A 16,102-nucleotide genomic window follows, 5' to 3' on the forward strand; every position below is an offset into this window, starting at 1 on the left:
GGCATTCCGCCCTCGGCTACCTCACACCGGTCGAGTTCGAACAGCAACTGATCACGTCACGTACGCTGTCACTCGTCGCATGAAACTCGGTGTCCACTCCCGGGGATCAACCTCACCTGCCCGTCTGCTGGCTGCTGGCCGAATGGCCCGCCGACCAGCCCGAACCCGTCCAGTTCTGGCTGTCCAACCTGCCCGCCGACACGGCGCTGGCCACACTCGTGCGCACCGCGAAACTACGCTGGCGCATCGAGCACGACTACCGCGAGATGAAGCAGACCCTGGGCCTGGCCCACTTCGAAGGCCGCACCTGGAGAGGCTGGCACCACCACGTCACCCTCGTCTCCGTCGCCCACGCCTTTTGCACCCTTCAGCGCATCACCCGGTCCCCAAAAGAGACGGCGCCGGCCTGAGCCTCTACCAGGTCGCCCGCGAACTGCAGCTACTCCTCGCGGTCTGGACCGGCGCCTGCCCCACCTGTCACCGCAACATGCCAGAACCGATACCGACCTGACCAAGCACTACTAGGCGCTTCTCCAAGGCAAGCAGTCCTGGCCCAGACGGGCCGGCGCACGACCCCGGGACAGCAGTTCGGGCTGGACGCGCGCTTCCGCTTCCGCGAACGCCGCCCAGCCTTCCTTGCGTGACAGCGTCAGCGCGTCGAGCCGGTGCGCGTCCCCGGGCGTCCACATGTTTTCGCTGTTCACGCATCCTCCAGCGCATCGGCGTAGAAGTCGCTGTCGTCTTCCAGCTCCACGACCTCGGCATCCTCGGCCACGTCGTCATCGCCCATCTCCTGCGCAGCCTCGGGCGCGAGCAGCGGTTTCCGCCGCGTCCGGCAGATCCATCAGGCGCCTCACGCTCGGCAGCGCGGCGACGCCCTCCTCGGGCTCGGGCAGATCCAGGGCGGCCTGTTCCCGGGCGAGCCGCAGCGCCATGCGGCGCTCGACCAGCGTGGTGCCCAGGCCGAGGTTCCATCGCTCGAACAGATCGCGGACCGCGGCCTTGTCGTCCGGGAACCGGTCACGGGCCGCGGCCAGGCGGCGGGCGAACTGCAGGGCCTCCTCGCTCACCGGCATGTCCCGGCCCGGCGCATGCTCCCAGGCCAGCGCGTGCCACCGGCGGCTCGCGGGATCGCGGAAGTAGACCGAGTTGATGTCGTCCGGGTTCACCGCGACCGCCCACCTGCCGTCCCGCTCGTCGCTGAGCAGACCGCGGTAGGGGTCCAGGGCGGCGCCGTTGTAACGGCGCGCGTCCAGGTCGATGCCGTAGTGCTGGATCTTCCGCCGCTGGACCCGCAGGAACTCAAACGCCAGATCCGGATCGCGCGGGACCTCGATGTAGCCGGCCAGGTTCAGCCCGTGCTCGAACATCGCCGCAGGCGACATCCGCAGCCCCGGCACCCTGGGATCGACCAGACTCGTGTGCGGCCTCACGTGATACACGCAGGCCACCCATTCACGGATGATCGCCTCAAGTTCGTGGAGGAAGAAGAACGCCTCCCCCTCTGGTCTCTCCCCGCGCGAGTGCAGATCGGGGCCCTTGTAGCCGGGCAGGCCCTGCAGCACGTCCTCACGCAGGGTCAGAAAAAATCTCTCCAGCGGGCCCTTGTCCCGGCCCGTCCGCAAACGAGCCGGCTGCACCGAGGGGTGATCATTCCGAGCTGGGTATTCTCAGCACCGCGTCATAAGTGCTATTCAGGGGTCATCGCTCGCGAGAACATGACGCGGATTCTGAGTACCTACACGTCGGTGCCCTTGATGTGCTGAGCGGGATTGTGTCCCGCTTCGAGCAGCTGGACCGCCCACATCAGGTCCTGCGTGCCCTCGTGCTTGACCATGCCGGGACTCACCCCCAGCCGGAACGTACCGGGCGCGGGCTTGCCGTCCGGCGTGTGCGGCAGGACGTCCAGCGGCGAAGGCCCGTCGGAGAGGTATACGGCGCAGTCCGACAGGAGCGCGACCGGGACGAGTGCGTCGTCCTCCAGGACAAGATGCCCGGTGGGCGGGGGTGCCTGCTGTGTGGCGAGCGCCGTCCTGAGCAGCTTGCGGTGCATGTTGACGCGCGCGGTGGAGATGACGGCTGCCCGGATGTCCGGGCGCCAGGTGGGGCGTTCCAGTGCGGGCCACCGCTCCCCCGCCCGGTATCCGGCGCCCTGCGGGCGCTCCCGGAGCTTGCCGATCCCGCCCTTGACGGTCGCCTTGATCGCGGACAGGACGGCGGCCGTGCCCGGATCGGCCTGTCGGTGCGTCTCCATCACGGCGAGGAAGTCGCTCTCGTCCATCCCGGCCACCACACCGAGGTCGGCCATCGTGGCCTTGTACGCCTCGCTGAGCCGCTTGTACCAGGGGTCCAGGTAGGGTCCCGACTCCGGCCGCAGCCACGCCTCGACCGGCTCGACGGCGACGGGCAGCCCGTAGGTCGCGACGAGTTCGGCGGCGTAGGCGACGGTCGGGGTCGCGTACCAGGCGGGGCCGTCCGGTCGCGAACCGTCAGGTGTGAACGGGTTCGGCAGCCGGGGATCGAGCTCGATGCCGGACAGGTCGACGAGCCAGGAGCCGGGGACCCTCTTGTCGAAGGCCGGTTCCTTCACGTGGACAGGGGCCGACAGGCCGACGACGAGCCGGTTCGCGGCGGCGAGGAACGCGGTGTTCACGTCGATCCCCACCGCGAACCGGCGCGCGCACTCGGCACCGGTCAGCAGCTCCGGTCCGCGGATCCAGTCGAACGCCTCCTCGTCGAGGACCTGGTCGGGAGTGCGCTGGTGGTGACGCGGGTACAGGCCCGAGACGATCGGATGCTCGGCCGGCGCCTCAGGCGGTGCCGGGTCCACCGGCCCGGACAGCGAGCCGGGCAGCGCGCCGGACACCCACGTCCCCGACGCCTCGTCCCGCACGGCACGGGTCGGCGGGCGCAGCGCCGTCATCAACTCAAGCCCGCACACGGCCGTCGACCCGCGCGGCGTGATCACGCGGGACGCGTACGTGCCGAGCACGGCGGCGACGTCCGGCGCGGGAAGCCGGGCGGTGTCGCCCCAGGCACGTGTGTCGAGCGCGTCCCACGGCAGGATCGCGAACTGCACACACTGCCGCCGGTCCCCCGCGGCAGACCGGTAGACACGCGCCCACGGGCCGAAGCCGCGCCTGGTGAGCTTCCAGCCCGCCTTCGCGATCTGCTTCACCACCGGATGGCTCTCCGGCAGCCGCAGGCCTCGCCGGTCCTCCAACACCGGCGGCAGACCCAGGCGTTCGGCGGCGGCAGCCGTGACCACGACGAGAGGATCGGCGTCCTTCCCCGAACGGTGCAGCCGCTCCGCGCCGAGCTTCGCCTCGCCCAGCGCCCACTCCACCAGCCCTACGAGGTTCCCAGCCGGGCAGTCCAGCACCAGACCGCCCGGGCAGTACACGGACCCGTCCCCGTCGAGCACACCCAGCGGACCGTGCACGAAACGCGCATCGGTCGTGACGGCGGCCGGAAGGGGGGCGCGCTCCGCCGTCGTCTTCGCAGGGTCGGTGCGACGAGGTGCCGCACCGGGCGCCTCGGTGCTCGCGGAGCCGGGTCGCGTGGGAGCCGTGGGAGCTGTCCGCTCGCGCACCGGGTCCGGCGCAGCGGGCACGGACGGCGGCCGGAACTGGGGCGCCGGCTCCACGTCACCTGCCCCGGGGAAAGGGACGCCCCGCCTCGTCGCGGCGGACCCCGCCGCATCCGGCGCCGGGTACCGGGCCGCAAGTCCCTCCAGGAGCCGTGCGTAGGCAGCGCGTTTCGGCGGCCGCGGCTCCGTCCGACCCGCCTCCCAGCCACTGACCGCCTCACGACGGACCTGAAGGACCTTGGCCACCTGCTCCTGGCTCAGGCCGGCAGCCTCCCGCAGCCGCTTCCGCTCCGCCGGGTCCGGAAGCGACTCCCTCGACGCGACTTCCTCCAGCAGTGCGTCGACCGCACCGAACAGCGTTTCCTCATCGCTCGACACGTCGTCACCACCTCCACCCCGGAACGCTACACCGATCACATGACACATCGCGCACGGATCGCACGGCTTGGGGAAGCTTGCTCCCGGTATGAGGTGGTCGGCCCTCCTCACCCCCCTTGTTCCGGCTCGCTCGTCACGGGCCCTGGCCCGTGACGAGTGCCGGGGCGCCCGGTCACCACTTGTGGGCGACGTCCACGATCAGTTTCCCCTCGGACTGGAGCACCCGGAACGGCAGCCTGGCCCGGACACCGAGCCCGACCTGGGTCTGGCCTTCGAAGCTCGCCCCGAACTTCGTGTCCCTGAACGTCGCGAAGCCGGCGAGGTCCACACCGGGCAGCGGCTCCCCCGCCCGCCCCGGGTACACCCGGCGCATCGTCGCGGGGTCGTAGCTGGGTGCGGAGACGAAGATCTGGAGTACGGCTCCCCCGCCCACGGGTATCGGGTCACCGGATCCGTCCTGGTGGAACGCGTCGACGTAGCTGACGTGGTAGCCCACCGGGTCCGTCGCTCCGCCGACGTCGAAGACCATGCGGTCGAAGCACGTGTGCCGTCCCACCCTGATGCCCGTCAGGGGTTCGACGTTCCCGCCTGCGGCTGACTTGACACTGCTGCCCCAGGGGGTCGAACAGGTGTCGGCGGGAGTCGCCGCGTCGGCGCGGTGCGGTTTCGCTGCCGCCTGTCCTGCCGACGCCGCAAGTCCTGCTCCCGCGAGCAGGAACGCCGCGCCGATGGCCAATGAACGTCGCATGTTCGCTCCTCAGAATCGTTGATGACGTGCGGGTGCACGCGCAGTGAGACGGATGAGCAACCGGCGGGTTGCTCCGCTCCCGGCTTTCAGCCACGAAACGGCCAGTTGCCGCCGGAGAAGGCGAAGGGGCCCGTGGTGACCCTGCCGTCCCCACTGCGGCCGTCACCGCCAAGGAAGTTGTCCGCCCACAGGGAGCTTCGAGGCGTGCGGTCGGCGGTCCAGTCCCGGTACGGGAGGGTGACGGTGGGGGTGATGCTCTGCAGCACCTGCTCGAACTGCAGCAGGAACCTGCGGTGCCAGGGGAGGAAGGACGGTGACCGGTATCCCGTCCGCTCCCGGTGTCGGTGTCGCTGAGGACGAAGGCGTTGTGGGTGGTGATGAACTCGTCGTATCGGCCCCGGCGCTTGAGTTCGAGGACGGCGTCGACGAAGTCCCGCCTCTCGGTGGCGGACAGGTCTGCCTGTTTCTTTCGGTCTGCCATGGCGACGATCCTTTGCGGTGGGGGTTCGAGCGCGATGTCAGACAGTGACGGGCACCAGGGAGGCTCCGCGCAGTTCGCGGACCGCGGCGCGGGCCGCATCCCGCGGCGTCCGGTACTTCTCGTAGTGATTGACGACGCTGATCCATGTCCCGTCCGCGTTCTGCATGACGTGGAGATCGTCGTCGTCCACCCGGACGACGTATTCGACGTGGCCTCCGGGCTCGTCGGCGGGCGGCCCACTGGCGCCGTGGCCGGAGTGACCGCCGTGCCGGCCGGCGGCAGGCCGGCCCTCCATGTGCCGGCCCAGGTACATCTCGTCGAAGGCCTCCGGCTCGGGGGCGGCGGACGACTCCGCTGCGCGACTTCCTCGAGCGGCGGCATGACCGCCCGCGGGCGGTCCGGGCCTCAACGCGTTCGCTGCCGCGATGGTGACGGGTCCTGCGAGTGCGGCACCGGTCAACGCCAGTGTGGACGTACGGACCACTGCGCGGCGTGTGGGACTCTGCACGATCTGCTCCTCTCGTCGGGCCGCCCAGCCGGGAAAGCCTGAGGGCGGGAGACCTTCCCCCTACGACGGGACGGCGAATGCCCCGTGCCGCCACATGCTCGCAGCGAGGCGCGTGGCGCGAAGGAGGGCGGCAGGCGGATCGTCACGAACCAGACAACATTGCATGGAAGGTGCGCCGTTCAACGGCGCAGATCTTCCCAGTGCGCCTGCGCAGCCCCAAGGGAGGGACGGAAATCCGGTCCGACTCGACATCCGCTTCCGCAAATCCTGCTACGGCGTCCATCGGGAGACGGCCGGACGGAAGCCGACAACTCGGCGGGAATCCACAGGCACCGGCCGCGTTCCTGGGTACACGGTCCGGTTGCCTCGACCCCTCGGACGCTGCGGCCACTCGCGGACGGCCGGCCTCGCGGGCCAACCGCCGCGTACGGGGTACGGGTTGAGGGCGTCTCGACATGACGCGGGGGCACTGCCCCCGGCCTCCGACTGCAAGGGCCGGCTGTCGGCTCGGAGCCTGCCGACAACATAGATGCCATGGACATAATATCCATGTATTCTATATGCATGAGAGAGAGCTCGCCGGGCCCCACGCCCGGTTTCCTGGTGTGGCGGCTCGCCAACAAATGGCGGGTCGCGGTCGATCGCGCGGTGGCACCGTTGGGTCTCACCCACGCGCAGTACTCACTGGTCGCATCACTGCACGGCATGCAGCGGTGCGGCGAACGACCGAGTCAGCGTCGACTCGCCGACCACACCGGACTGGAGGCGCTGTACGTCTCGAAACTGGCACGCACCCTGGAGTCGACCGGTCTGATCGAACGCTCCCGCGACCCCCGCGATCCCCGCGCCGTACAGCTCGCGCTCACGGAGCACGGCCAGGCCGTCACCCGCCACGCCATGGCCGTGGTCCAGGACCTGCTCCAGCAACTGCTGCAGCCGCTCGGCGGCATCGACTCCCCCCACACACACGCGTTCACCGAGCAACTGACAACCCTGCTCAACGCACCTCTCGCACCATCCGTATCGAACGACGAGAGCACCCAGGGGACACCATGACAACCACCTCGTCCACCAGCACCCACCCTTCCCCCGTCGCCGACGCCCGCGCCCTCGGCCTCGCCCACCACGCCGCTCGCGGCGTACTGGAACGCGTCCTGGCACGGCACGGCATCACCTTCCAGCAGCAGATCGCCCTGCGCACCGCCATCAACGCCTCGTCCCCGCAGACCCCGGACGAGCTCGTCGCCCGAGTCCACGCGTCGCTGAAGGCCGACCCGGCCGACATCCGCACCACACTCGACGAACTGCTGACCGGCCAGCTGCTCGCCGCGGAGGGGGCACACCTCCGCCCCACCGAGGCAGGACACGAACTGCTCGCCGCCGTGGCGGCGGAGACCACCCCCGTCAGCAATCGCATCTGGAGTGGTATACCCGCCGAGGACCTCGCCGCCGCGGGCCGTGTTCTCGCCCTCGTCACCCAGCGCGCCAACGCGGAACTCGCCGCGCTGAGCAGTTGACGGACGACAACCGAGCTCCCGCCGCTGCGATGCCCTGCGCGCTGGGTGGCCTCGCAGCGGCCTTGGGCAAGTACGCACGGACCGCGAGATGACCACCGGCACCCGAAGGCGCCATGCCGGGTACCACTACCGGCAACGCGCCGGGACTCGTCGCGGTGGTCGCCCCGTTCGGCGGGCGGAGGACGGCAACGGGCCCCGAGAGCGGCGCCGGCCGTCGCCCATTCCGTGTCACCGACCGAGCACTCTCATGTTCAGGCCACAGCCATGTTCAGGTCACAGCGTGGCTGTACACGGCGACCAGTTCGCCCAGGTCGGGTACACCGAACAGCCCCCGCATCCCGTGGAAGGCGGTGCGCTTGTCCTCACCGAACCGCGCTACGTAGGCGGCGTAGGAATCCGCGGTGACGAACTTCGGCGGGGTGGTCTTGCTGTGGAACTTGTCCGCATACATCACCAGCCTCTCCTCGTTCGTCACCGCAACATAGTCGCCTGGCGGCAACGGCAGGCCCTGCCCGACCACGTCGGACCTGGTCAAGCCCACCCCCGTATGGCAGGAGCAGAACCGGCACAGTTCCTCGGAGAACCCTTCCGCCGCCAGGATCTCGTGCCCGAGCACCCCGTGCCGCACGTAGTGCGCCTGGTCCACTCGCCCGGTGTGGTCGTAGAGGCGATAAACGCCGATGTCGTGCACCAGGGAGCCCGCCCGGACCACATCCGCGTCGACATCCACTCCCGACACGGAAACGAGCTGCTCGGCAATGCTCCAAACAATCTCACAGTGCGTCAGCACGAGGTCAAGAGCCTCTTCGGACGGCGCATACTTCACATGAAGGTCGCGAATCTCGCCGACGTCGGGGATCTGCACTCCGCGAGGCTAACAAGCGCGGGGACCTCGAAGGGGCGTACCGGATATCCCGGAGAGCAGTGCCGCCTCTGCGGGGGCCGAACGGCTGCGGAGTGACCGGGAACGGGGGCGCTCGCCTGGCGTCGCAGCGGAGCAGCGCCTGACGACATCGGTTTCGCGCTGTGCGGACAGCGCCCTACTGTGGCGCGGTGACGACTCACATGATCATTCTCAACGGTGGTTCCAGCTCGGGTAAGTCGGGGATCGTCCGGTGCTTGCAGGCCGTCCTGCCGAGTCCGTGGCTGGCGTTCGGGTGCGACAAGTTCGTCGACGCCTTGCCCGCGAGGACGCGGGCGTCGGACGAGGGGATCACGTTCGCCGCAGACGGCGCGGTGGCTGTAGGGGCCGAGTTCCGCGAGCTCGAAGCCGCCTGGACAGAGGGCGTCGTGGCAATGGCTCGTGCAGGCGCCAGGGTCGTCGTCGACGATGTCTTCCTCGGCGGCGCGGCGTCCCAGCGTCGGTGGCAGAAGGCCCTGGGCGGGCTGGAGGCGTTGTGGGTCGGCGTCAGGTGTGAGAGCGCGGTCGCCGCGGGCCGTGAGCTCGCCCGAGGCGATCGCGTCCAGGGCATGGCCGCGTTGCAGGCGGACGCGGTCCACGAGGGGGTGCGCTACGACCTGGAGGTGGACACGACGCACACCGAGTCCCTGGTGTGCGCGCGAACGATCGCTGCCCGCGTCCGCTGACGGCGCCGGGCACGCCCCGAACCCGCACGAGAAACACGGCGTGTCGCGGCCGGTCGAGAGCGGGTGTCCCTGCCCGGCCGCGACACGACTGGGAGGCGGCACAGGTGCCCGGCGCGAGGTCGAGCCCCGTTCGGCGGTGCGGCCGACGACGGCGGGTCCGGATGGCCGCAAGGGCCTCGAAGCTCGAGGTCAGGTCAGGTCACCGACCGCCGGATGGTTGGAAGCAGTCGCGTCCGGGCGGGATTCAGCGGCAGGACGGACACAGCCCGCGGTAGGTGACCTCGGCTCCGGATACCGTGAAGCCGAACCGCTCCGCGGCCGGAAGGGCCGCCACCGGATCGCCGACCGGGTGTACGTCGCGGATGGTGCCGCAGCCGGAGCACACCAGGTGCTGGTGCGGGTGGTGTGCGTTGGGGTCGTAGCGCTTGGCACGGCCGTCCGTGGAGACCTCCGCGACCTCGCCGAGGGCGACCAATTCGCCGAGCGTGTTGTAGACGGTCGCCCGGGAGATCTCGGGCAGCCGCTCCACCGCGCGGGCGTGCACCTCGTCAGCCGTGAGATGTACGTGGTCGCCGTCGAGGACCTCCGCGACGACACGCCGCTGGGCGGTCACCCGCCAGCCACGCCCTCGCAGCCGTTCCAGCAGGTCACTCATGTCGGTTCACCTATTCGTACGTGGCGGATGGCCGAAGTTTACCGGCGGATGTCCGGATCCTGATCGGATATGGACTAGGCGAGCTTCTTGACCTGGACTGAGTCCATCGTAGGATCGGTTCCGGCGACAGCCAAGGGTGCAGACTCCAGCACGGCAGGAGACGAAGACATGACCGGACCACCGCCGACGAGCCGCGCCGTCCGGCGGCGTGGCGCCGCCCGGGACCGCAAGGGGCGGTGACCGGCACCGTGCCGGGACGGTGGCCTCCGGCAGCACCTGTCGCGCGGGCGGCTGTTCGTCCCGCCGGCCCGCGAGGCGCGCCTCACTTCACCATGTCGGCCCGTCCCCCGTGGGACCGGCCGTCGCCCCGCGCGGTCGCCCCGGCGGCAAGGCCGACTCACGGGGCCCGCACCCCCACAGTTCGACAGCCCGCAGTTCCTGAGCACGTGATCCGCCCAGCCCGGAAGGATTCCCATGTCCGAGAACCATGATGCAATCGTCGCCGACGCGAAGGCCGAGGGCGGGGGTGGCTGCCCCGTCGCGCACGGGCGCGCACCGCACCCGACGCAGGGCGGCGGCAACCGGCAGTGGTGGCCGGAGCGGCTCAATCTGAGGATCCTCGCCAAGAACCCCGCCGTGGCCAACCCGCTCGGCGAGGACTTCGACTACGCCGCGGCGTTCGAGAGCCTCGACCTGCCGGCCGTGAAACGGGACATCGCCGAGGTGCTGACGACCTCCCAGGACTGGTGGCCGGCCGACTTCGGTCACTACGGCCCGTTCATCATCCGCATGGCGTGGCACAGCGCGGGCACGTACCGCATCAGTGACGGCCGCGGCGGCGCCGGGGCCGGCCAGCAGCGTTTCGCACCGCTCAACAGCTGGCCGGACAACGGCAACCTCGACAAGGCCCGCCGGCTGCTGTGGCCGGTCAAGAAGAAGTACGGCCAGAACCTCTCGTGGGCCGACCTGATGATCCTCGCCGGCAACGTCGCCCTGGAGTCGATGGGCTTCGAGACCTTCGGCTTCGCCGGCGGCCGTGAGGACGTCTGGGAGCCCGACGAGGACGTCTACTGGGGTCCGGAGACCACCTGGCTGGGTGACGAGCGCTACACCGGCGACCGGGAGCTCGAGAACCCGCTGGGCGCGGTCCAGATGGGCCTGATCTACGTCAACCCCGAGGGCCCCAACGGGAACCCGGACCCGCTGGCCGCCGCCCGCGACATCCGCGAGACGTTCCGCCGCATGGCGATGAACGACGAGGAGACGGTCGCCCTCATCGCCGGCGGCCACACCTTCGGCAAGACCCACGGCGCCGGCCCGGCGGACGCCGTGGGCCCGGACCCCGAGGCCGCCCCGATGGAGCAGCAGGGCTTCGGCTGGCGGAACAGCCACGGCACCGGCAAGGGCGCCGACGCGATCACCAGCGGTCTCGAGGGCATCTGGACGAACACCCCGATCACCTGGGACAACAGCTTCTTCGAGATCCTGTTCGGCTACGAGTGGGAGTTGTTCAAGAGCCCTGCCGGCGCGCACCAGTGGCGACCGAAGGACGGTGCCGGCTCGGACACCGTCCCCGACGCCCACGACCCGTCGAAGAGCCACGCCCCGACGATGCTCACGACCGACCTGTCGCTGCGCGTCGACCCGGTCTACGAGCAGATCTCACGGCGGTTCCTCGAGAACCCCGGCGCGTTCGCCGACGCCTTCGCCCGGGCCTGGTACAAGCTGACGCACCGGGACATGGGCCCGATCCAGCGGTACCTCGGTCCGGAGGTCCCGTCAGAGGTGCTGCTGTGGCAGGACCCGCTCCCCGAGGTGACGCACGAGTTGGTCGACACCGGGGACGTCGCCGCCCTCAAGGCGCGGATCCTCGACTCGGGCCTCTCGGTGTCCGAGCTGGTGTCGACGGCGTGGGCGTCGGCCTCGTCGTTCCGCGGCAGCGACAAGCGCGGCGGCGCCAACGGTGCCCGCATCCGGCTGCAGCCGCAGAGCGGCTGGGAGGTCAACGACCCCGACCGGCTGGCGGGCGTGCTGCGGACCCTCGAGGGGATCCAGCAGTCCTTCAACTCCGCCCAGGACGGCGGCAAGCGGATCTCGCTCGCCGACCTGATCGTCCTCGCGGGCGGTGCGGCCGTGGAGAAGGCGGCCGCGGACGCCGGCGTCGCCGTCGAGGTCCCCTTCGTCCCGGGCCGCGCGGACGCGTCGCAGGAGCAGACCGACACGGAGTCGTTCGCCGCGCTCGAGCCGACCGCCGACGGTTTCCGCAACTACCTCGGCAAGGGCAACCGGCTGCCGGCCGAGTACCTGCTGATCGACCGGGCGAACCTGCTGACCCTGAGCGCGCCCGAGCTGACGGTCCTCGTCGGCGGGCTGCGCGTCCTCGGCGCGAACCACCAGCAGTCGCAGCTGGGCGTTCTCACGGCGACCCCGGGGAGGCTGACGAACGACTTCTTCGTCAACCTGCTCGACCTGGGGACGACGTGGCAGGCGACGTCGGGTGACGCGAACACCTTCGAGGGCCGTGACGACGTCACGGGCGAGGTCAAGTGGACCGGCACCCGAGCCGACCTGGTCTTCGGGTCGAACTCCGAGCTGCGTGCGCTCGCGGAGGTCTACGCGAGCGACGACGCGAAGGAGAAGTTCGTGAGGGACTTCGTCGCGGCGTGGGACAAGGTCATGAACCTGGACCGGTTCGACCTCGTGTGATCCCGGCGTCCGGGCCGGCCCGCGCCGGCAGGCCCGGACGTTCTCGCGGCTGCGGAAGGGCGCACCCCACACCCCTGGGGTGCGCCTTCCGCTTCCCACTGCGGAAACCCACCGGTCGCATCCGTCTCGGCCCCGGCGTTTCGGCCGGCCGCCTTTCCCGTCGCGGTCCCGGTGCGGCACATCCCGCTGCTGCTCCTGGGTGCCGTGCAGACCTCCTCGACGACGCCGCGGCGCGGGCCCCGAAGCCCGGTGAGCCCACGGTCGGCGGGCCGGACGAGGAGCCCCGGCGGGCGGAGGCCGGCAGGACCGCCGCGCAGTGGCCCTCCCCCGCCGGACGTGCTTCCGCGCCCGCTCCGACGGGTGGGCGTGCGCGCGGCGGGGGCCGGGGGACGTGATCAACGCAACGCCGCACGGATGTGCTGATCGCCACGGGACTCTTGACGTTACCGCTGGGTAGGGGCTGGGGTGGCTGAGACCATGGGGTGTGTCGCCACCAGGCTGAAGGGATCCAGGATGTTCCGCAAGGTGCTGGTCGCCAACCGCGGCGAGATTGCGATTCGCGCGTTTCGCGCCGGCTACGAGCTGGGGGCGCGTACCGTCGCCGTCTTCCCCTACGAGGACCGCAACTCGCTGCACCGGCTGAAGGCCGACGAGGCCTACGAGATCGGTGAGCAGGGGCACCCGGTGCGGGCCTACCTCTCCGTCGAGGAGGTCGTCGGTGCCGCGCGCCGGGCCGGGGCCGACGCGGTCTACCCCGGATACGGGTTCCTGTCCGAGAATCCGGAGCTGGCCCGCGCCTGCGAGGAGGCGGGCATCACCTTCGTCGGTCCGAGCGCCGACACCCTCGAACTGACCGGGAACAAGGCCCGCGCCGTGGCCGCGGCCCGCGCCGCCGGGGTACCGGTGCTCGGCTCCTCCCAGCCTTCCACCGACGTGGACGAGCTGGTCGGGGCCGCGGAGGGCATCGGCTTTCCGGTGTTCGTCAAGGCGGTCGCGGGCGGCGGAGGGCGCGGCATGCGCCGCGTGGACGACCCGTCCGCACTCCGTGAGTCGATCGAGGCGGCGTCCCGGGAGGCGGCGTCCGCGTTCGGCGATCCCACGGTCTTCCTGGAGAAGGCCGTCATCGATCCGCGCCACATCGAGGTGCAGATCCTCGCCGACGGAGACGGCGAGGTCATCCATCTCTTCGAGCGGGACTGCTCGCTCCAGCGCCGGCACCAGAAGGTGATCGAGCTGGCGCCGGCGCCGAACCTCGACCCGGCGCTGAGGGACCGCATCTGCGCGGACGCGGTGCGCTTCGCCCGCGAGATCGGTTACCGCAACGCCGGCACGGTGGAGTTCCTGCTCGACCGCGACGGCAACCACGTCTTCATCGAGATGAACCCGCGCATCCAGGTCGAGCACACGGTGACGGAGGAGGTCACCGACGTCGACCTGGTCCAGGCGCAGATGCGCATCGCGGCCGGTGAGACGCTGGCGGACCTCGGGCTGGCCCAGGAGACCATCACGCTGCGCGGTGCCGCTCTGCAGTGCCGCATCACCACCGAGGACCCGGCGAACGGCTTCCGCCCGGACACGGGCCGGATCAGTGCCTACCGCTCGCCGGGCGGCTCGGGAATCCGCCTCGACGGCGGCACGACCCACGCGGGCACGGAGATCAGCGCCCACTTCGACTCGATGCTGGTCAAGCTGACCTGCCGGGGCCGGGACTTCAAGGCCGCGATCGGCCGGGCCCGGCGTGCGGTGGCCGAGTTCCGCATCCGCGGCGTGGCCACGAACATCCCGTTCCTCCAGGCCGTGCTGGACGACCCGGACTTCCAGGCGGGGCGGGTCACGACCTCGTTCATCGAGGATCGGCCGCATCTGCTCACCGCGCGTCACTCCGCCGACCGCGGCACGAAGCTGCTCACGTACCTGGCGGACGTGACGGTGAACAAGCCCCACGGGGAACGGCCCGATCTGGTCGACCCGGGAACCAAGCTGCCGCCCCTGCCCGCCGGGGAGCCGCCCGCCGGTTCCCGGCAGCGGCTCGTCGAACTGGGCCCGGAGGGCTTCTCGCGGTGGTTGCGCGAGTCGCCGACGATCGGCGTCACCGACACCACCTTCCGCGACGCGCACCAGTCGCTGCTCGCCACCCGGGTCCGCACCAAGGACCTGCTCGCCGTCGCGCCGACGGTCGCGCGGACGCTGCCGCAGCTGCTGTCGCTGGAGTGCTGGGGCGGTGCCACCTACGACGTGGCCCTGCGCTTCCTCGCCGAGGACCCCTGGGAGCGTCTGGCGGCACTGCGCGAGGCCGTCCCGAACATCTGTCTGCAGATGCTGCTGCGCGGCCGCAACACCGTGGGCTACACGCCGTACCCGACCGAGGTGACGGACGCCTTCGTCCAGGAGGCGGCGGCCACCGGTATCGACATCTTCCGGATCTTCGACGCGCTCAACGACGTCGGCCAGATGCGGCCCGCGATCGAGGCCGTGCGGGAGACCGGTACGGCCGTGGCGGAGGTCGCCCTCTGCTACACCTCCGACCTCTCCGACCCCTCTGAGCGGCTGTACACGCTGGACTACTACCTCCGCCTCGCGGAGGAGATCGTCGCCGCGGGCGCCCACGTCCTGGCCGTCAAGGACATGGCCGGTCTGCTGCGCGCTCCGGCGGCGGCCACGCTGGTGTCGGCGCTGCGCCGCGAGTTCGACCTGCCGGTGCATCTGCACACCCACGACACCGCGGGCGGCCAGCTCGCCACGTACCTGGCCGCGATCCAGGCGGGGGCGGACGCGGTGGACGGCGCGGTCGCGTCCATGGCGGGCACGACCTCGCAGCCGTCGCTGTCGGCCATCGTGGCCGCCACCGACCACTCCCCCCGCCCCACGGGACTGGATCTGCAGGCCGTCGGCGACCTCGAGCCCTACTGGGAGGGTGTGCGCAGGATCTACGCGCCGTTCGAGGCCGGCCTGGCCTCGCCGACGGGCCGCGTCTACCACCACGAGATCCCGGGCGGACAGCTGTCCAATCTGCGCACTCAGGCCGTCGCCCTCGGCCTCGGCGACCGCTTCGAGGACATCGAGGCGATGTACGCGGCCGCCGACCGGATCCTCGGCAGGCTGGTGAAGGTCACGCCGTCCTCGAAGGTGGTCGGTGACCTGGCCCTGCACCTGGTCGGTGCCGGGGTCTCACCGGCGGAGTTCGAGGCCACACCCGACCGGTTCGACATCCCCGACTCCGTCGTCGGATTCCTCCGCGGCGAGCTCGGCACCCCGCCGGGAGGCTGGCCGGAGCCGTTCCGCAGCAAGGCGCTGCAGGGCCGTGCCGAGGCCAAGCCGGTGCAGGAGCTCACGCCCGAGGACCGTGCGGGGCTCGAGAAGAGCCGCCGGGCCACGCTCAACCGGCTGCTGTTCCCCGGGCCGACGCGCGACTTCGACACCCACCGCCAGGCGTACGGCGACACGAGTGTGCTGGACAGCAAGGACTTCTTCTACGGGCTGCGGCCGTCCAAGGAGTACGGGGTCGACCTCGAACCCGGAGTCCGGCTCCTCATCGGGCTGCAGGCCGTCGGTGAGGCCGACGAACGCGGCATGCGGACCGTGATGGCCACGCTGAACGGTCAGCTGCGGCCGATCCAGGTGCGCGACGAGGCTGCGGCCTCGGACGTGCCGGTCACCGAGAAGGCCGACCGCTCCGATCCGGGTCATGTCGCCGCTCCGTTCGCCGGGGTCGTGACACTGACCGTCTCCGAGGGGGACCGGGTGGAGGCCGGTGCCACGGTGGCGACCATCGAGGCGATGAAGATGGAGGCCACGATCACCGCCCCGAAGGCCGGGCAGGTCGGGCGGCTGGCCATCAACCGGATCCAGCAGGTGGAGGGGGGCGATCTCCTGCTGGAGATCGCGTGAACCCCGATCGCCCACGGGCCGCCGGCGAGGGTCTGCCGGGCAGAC

12 protein-coding genes and 2 pseudogenes are annotated in these 16,102 nt (G+C 70.8%); 6 read left to right on the forward strand and 8 right to left on the reverse strand.

Going from position 1 to position 16,102, the window contains the following annotated elements:
- Positions 1 to 116 precede the first annotated feature (116 nt).
- A pseudogene (locus tag QMZ92_RS22725) lies at positions 117 to 410 on the forward strand (transposase); the annotation flags it as partial.
- 111 nt (positions 411 to 521) lie between these two features.
- Here QMZ92_RS22725 and QMZ92_RS22730 read toward each other — a convergent pair.
- From QMZ92_RS22730 to melC1, 6 genes and pseudogenes are all read right to left on the reverse strand, one after another.
- Entirely contained in the window at positions 522 to 704 is a 183-nt protein-coding gene (locus QMZ92_RS22730; protein ID WP_283299267.1) for a hypothetical protein, read from the reverse strand.
- Between the two features lie 75 nt (positions 705 to 779).
- Complete coding sequence (locus QMZ92_RS22735; protein ID WP_502962114.1) at positions 780 to 1,640, reverse strand: Mu transposase C-terminal domain-containing protein; 861 nt, start codon at positions 1,638 to 1,640, stop codon at positions 780 to 782.
- Positions 1,641 to 1,738: 98 nt separating this feature from the next.
- Positions 1,739 to 3,967 carry a telomere-associated protein Tap gene (gene tap / locus QMZ92_RS22740; RefSeq protein WP_283299268.1) on the reverse strand — a complete coding sequence of 743 codons (2,229 nt, stop codon included), beginning with the start codon at positions 3,965 to 3,967 and terminating at the stop codon, positions 1,739 to 1,741.
- Positions 3,968 to 4,139: 172 nt separating this feature from the next.
- Complete coding sequence (locus tag QMZ92_RS22745) at positions 4,140 to 4,715, reverse strand: AMIN-like domain-containing (lipo)protein (protein ID WP_283299269.1); 576 nt, start codon at positions 4,713 to 4,715, stop codon at positions 4,140 to 4,142.
- A 101-nt stretch (positions 4,716 to 4,816) separates the two neighbouring features.
- Positions 4,817 to 5,196: pseudogene (locus QMZ92_RS22750) on the reverse strand (tyrosinase family protein); the annotation flags it as partial.
- A gap of 37 nt (positions 5,197 to 5,233) precedes the next feature.
- Positions 5,234 to 5,704 (reverse strand): apotyrosinase chaperone MelC1, encoded by a 471-nt coding sequence (gene melC1 / locus QMZ92_RS22755; RefSeq protein WP_283299270.1) that lies wholly within the window; start codon positions 5,702 to 5,704, stop codon positions 5,234 to 5,236.
- 564 nt (positions 5,705 to 6,268) lie between these two features.
- On the opposite strand from melC1, the gene QMZ92_RS22760 reads away from it, so the two are divergent.
- Positions 6,269 to 6,760 carry a MarR family winged helix-turn-helix transcriptional regulator gene (locus QMZ92_RS22760; RefSeq protein WP_283299271.1) on the forward strand — a complete coding sequence of 164 codons (492 nt, stop codon included), beginning with the start codon at positions 6,269 to 6,271 and terminating at the stop codon, positions 6,758 to 6,760.
- On the forward strand, positions 6,757 to 7,221 hold the full coding sequence (locus QMZ92_RS22765; RefSeq protein WP_283299272.1) for a winged helix DNA-binding protein: 465 nt from the start codon (positions 6,757 to 6,759) through the stop codon (positions 7,219 to 7,221). Before QMZ92_RS22760 ends, QMZ92_RS22765 begins: the two co-directional genes overlap by 4 nt.
- Before the next feature lie 268 nt (positions 7,222 to 7,489).
- Here the strand turns inward: QMZ92_RS22765 and QMZ92_RS22770 are convergent, their stop codons facing one another.
- Positions 7,490 to 8,086 carry an HD domain-containing protein gene (locus QMZ92_RS22770; protein ID WP_283299273.1) on the reverse strand — a complete coding sequence of 199 codons (597 nt, stop codon included), beginning with the start codon at positions 8,084 to 8,086 and terminating at the stop codon, positions 7,490 to 7,492.
- Positions 8,087 to 8,274: 188 nt separating this feature from the next.
- Here QMZ92_RS22770 and cpt point away from each other — a divergent pair, with 188 nt between their 5' ends.
- Positions 8,275 to 8,808, forward strand: a complete 534-nt coding sequence (gene cpt, locus QMZ92_RS22775; protein ID WP_283299274.1) for a chloramphenicol phosphotransferase CPT — start codon at positions 8,275 to 8,277, stop codon at positions 8,806 to 8,808.
- A 244-nt stretch (positions 8,809 to 9,052) separates the two neighbouring features.
- Here cpt and QMZ92_RS22780 read toward each other — a convergent pair whose 3' ends face one another.
- The gene (locus tag QMZ92_RS22780) at positions 9,053 to 9,463 is read right to left on the reverse strand and encodes a Fur family transcriptional regulator (RefSeq protein WP_283299275.1); all 411 of its coding nucleotides are present in this window, start codon (positions 9,461 to 9,463) and stop codon (positions 9,053 to 9,055) included.
- A gap of 474 nt (positions 9,464 to 9,937) precedes the next feature.
- On the opposite strand from QMZ92_RS22780, the gene katG reads away from it, so the two are divergent.
- Entirely contained in the window at positions 9,938 to 12,169 is a 2,232-nt protein-coding gene (gene katG / locus QMZ92_RS22785; RefSeq protein WP_283299276.1) for a catalase/peroxidase HPI, read from the forward strand.
- 513 nt (positions 12,170 to 12,682) lie between these two features.
- On the forward strand, positions 12,683 to 16,057 hold the full coding sequence (locus QMZ92_RS22790) for a pyruvate carboxylase (RefSeq protein ID WP_283299327.1): 3,375 nt from the start codon (positions 12,683 to 12,685) through the stop codon (positions 16,055 to 16,057).
- Positions 16,058 to 16,102: the final 45 nt, after the last annotated feature.

It is taken from the genome of Streptomyces sp. HNM0645, from assembly GCF_030056615.1.
Classification (GTDB): Bacteria; Actinomycetota; Actinomycetes; order Streptomycetales; family Streptomycetaceae; genus Streptomyces; species Streptomyces marianii.

Excerpts from the sequence above, each read along its gene's own strand:
- QMZ92_RS22745 (WP_283299269.1), bottom strand. The coding sequence starts at position 4,715 with ATGCGACGTTCATTGGCCATCGGCGCGGCGTTCCTGCTCGCGGGAGCA.
- QMZ92_RS22760 (WP_283299271.1), top strand. The coding sequence starts at position 6,269 with ATGAGAGAGAGCTCGCCGGGCCCCACGCCCGGTTTCCTGGTGTGGCGG.
- QMZ92_RS22765 (WP_283299272.1), top strand. The coding sequence starts at position 6,757 with ATGACAACCACCTCGTCCACCAGCACCCACCCTTCCCCCGTCGCCGAC.
- QMZ92_RS22780 (WP_283299275.1), bottom strand. The coding sequence starts at position 9,463 with ATGAGTGACCTGCTGGAACGGCTGCGAGGGCGTGGCTGGCGGGTGACC.
- katG (WP_283299276.1), top strand. The coding sequence starts at position 9,938 with ATGTCCGAGAACCATGATGCAATCGTCGCCGACGCGAAGGCCGAGGGC.
- QMZ92_RS22790 (WP_283299327.1), top strand. The coding sequence starts at position 12,683 with ATGTTCCGCAAGGTGCTGGTCGCCAACCGCGGCGAGATTGCGATTCGC.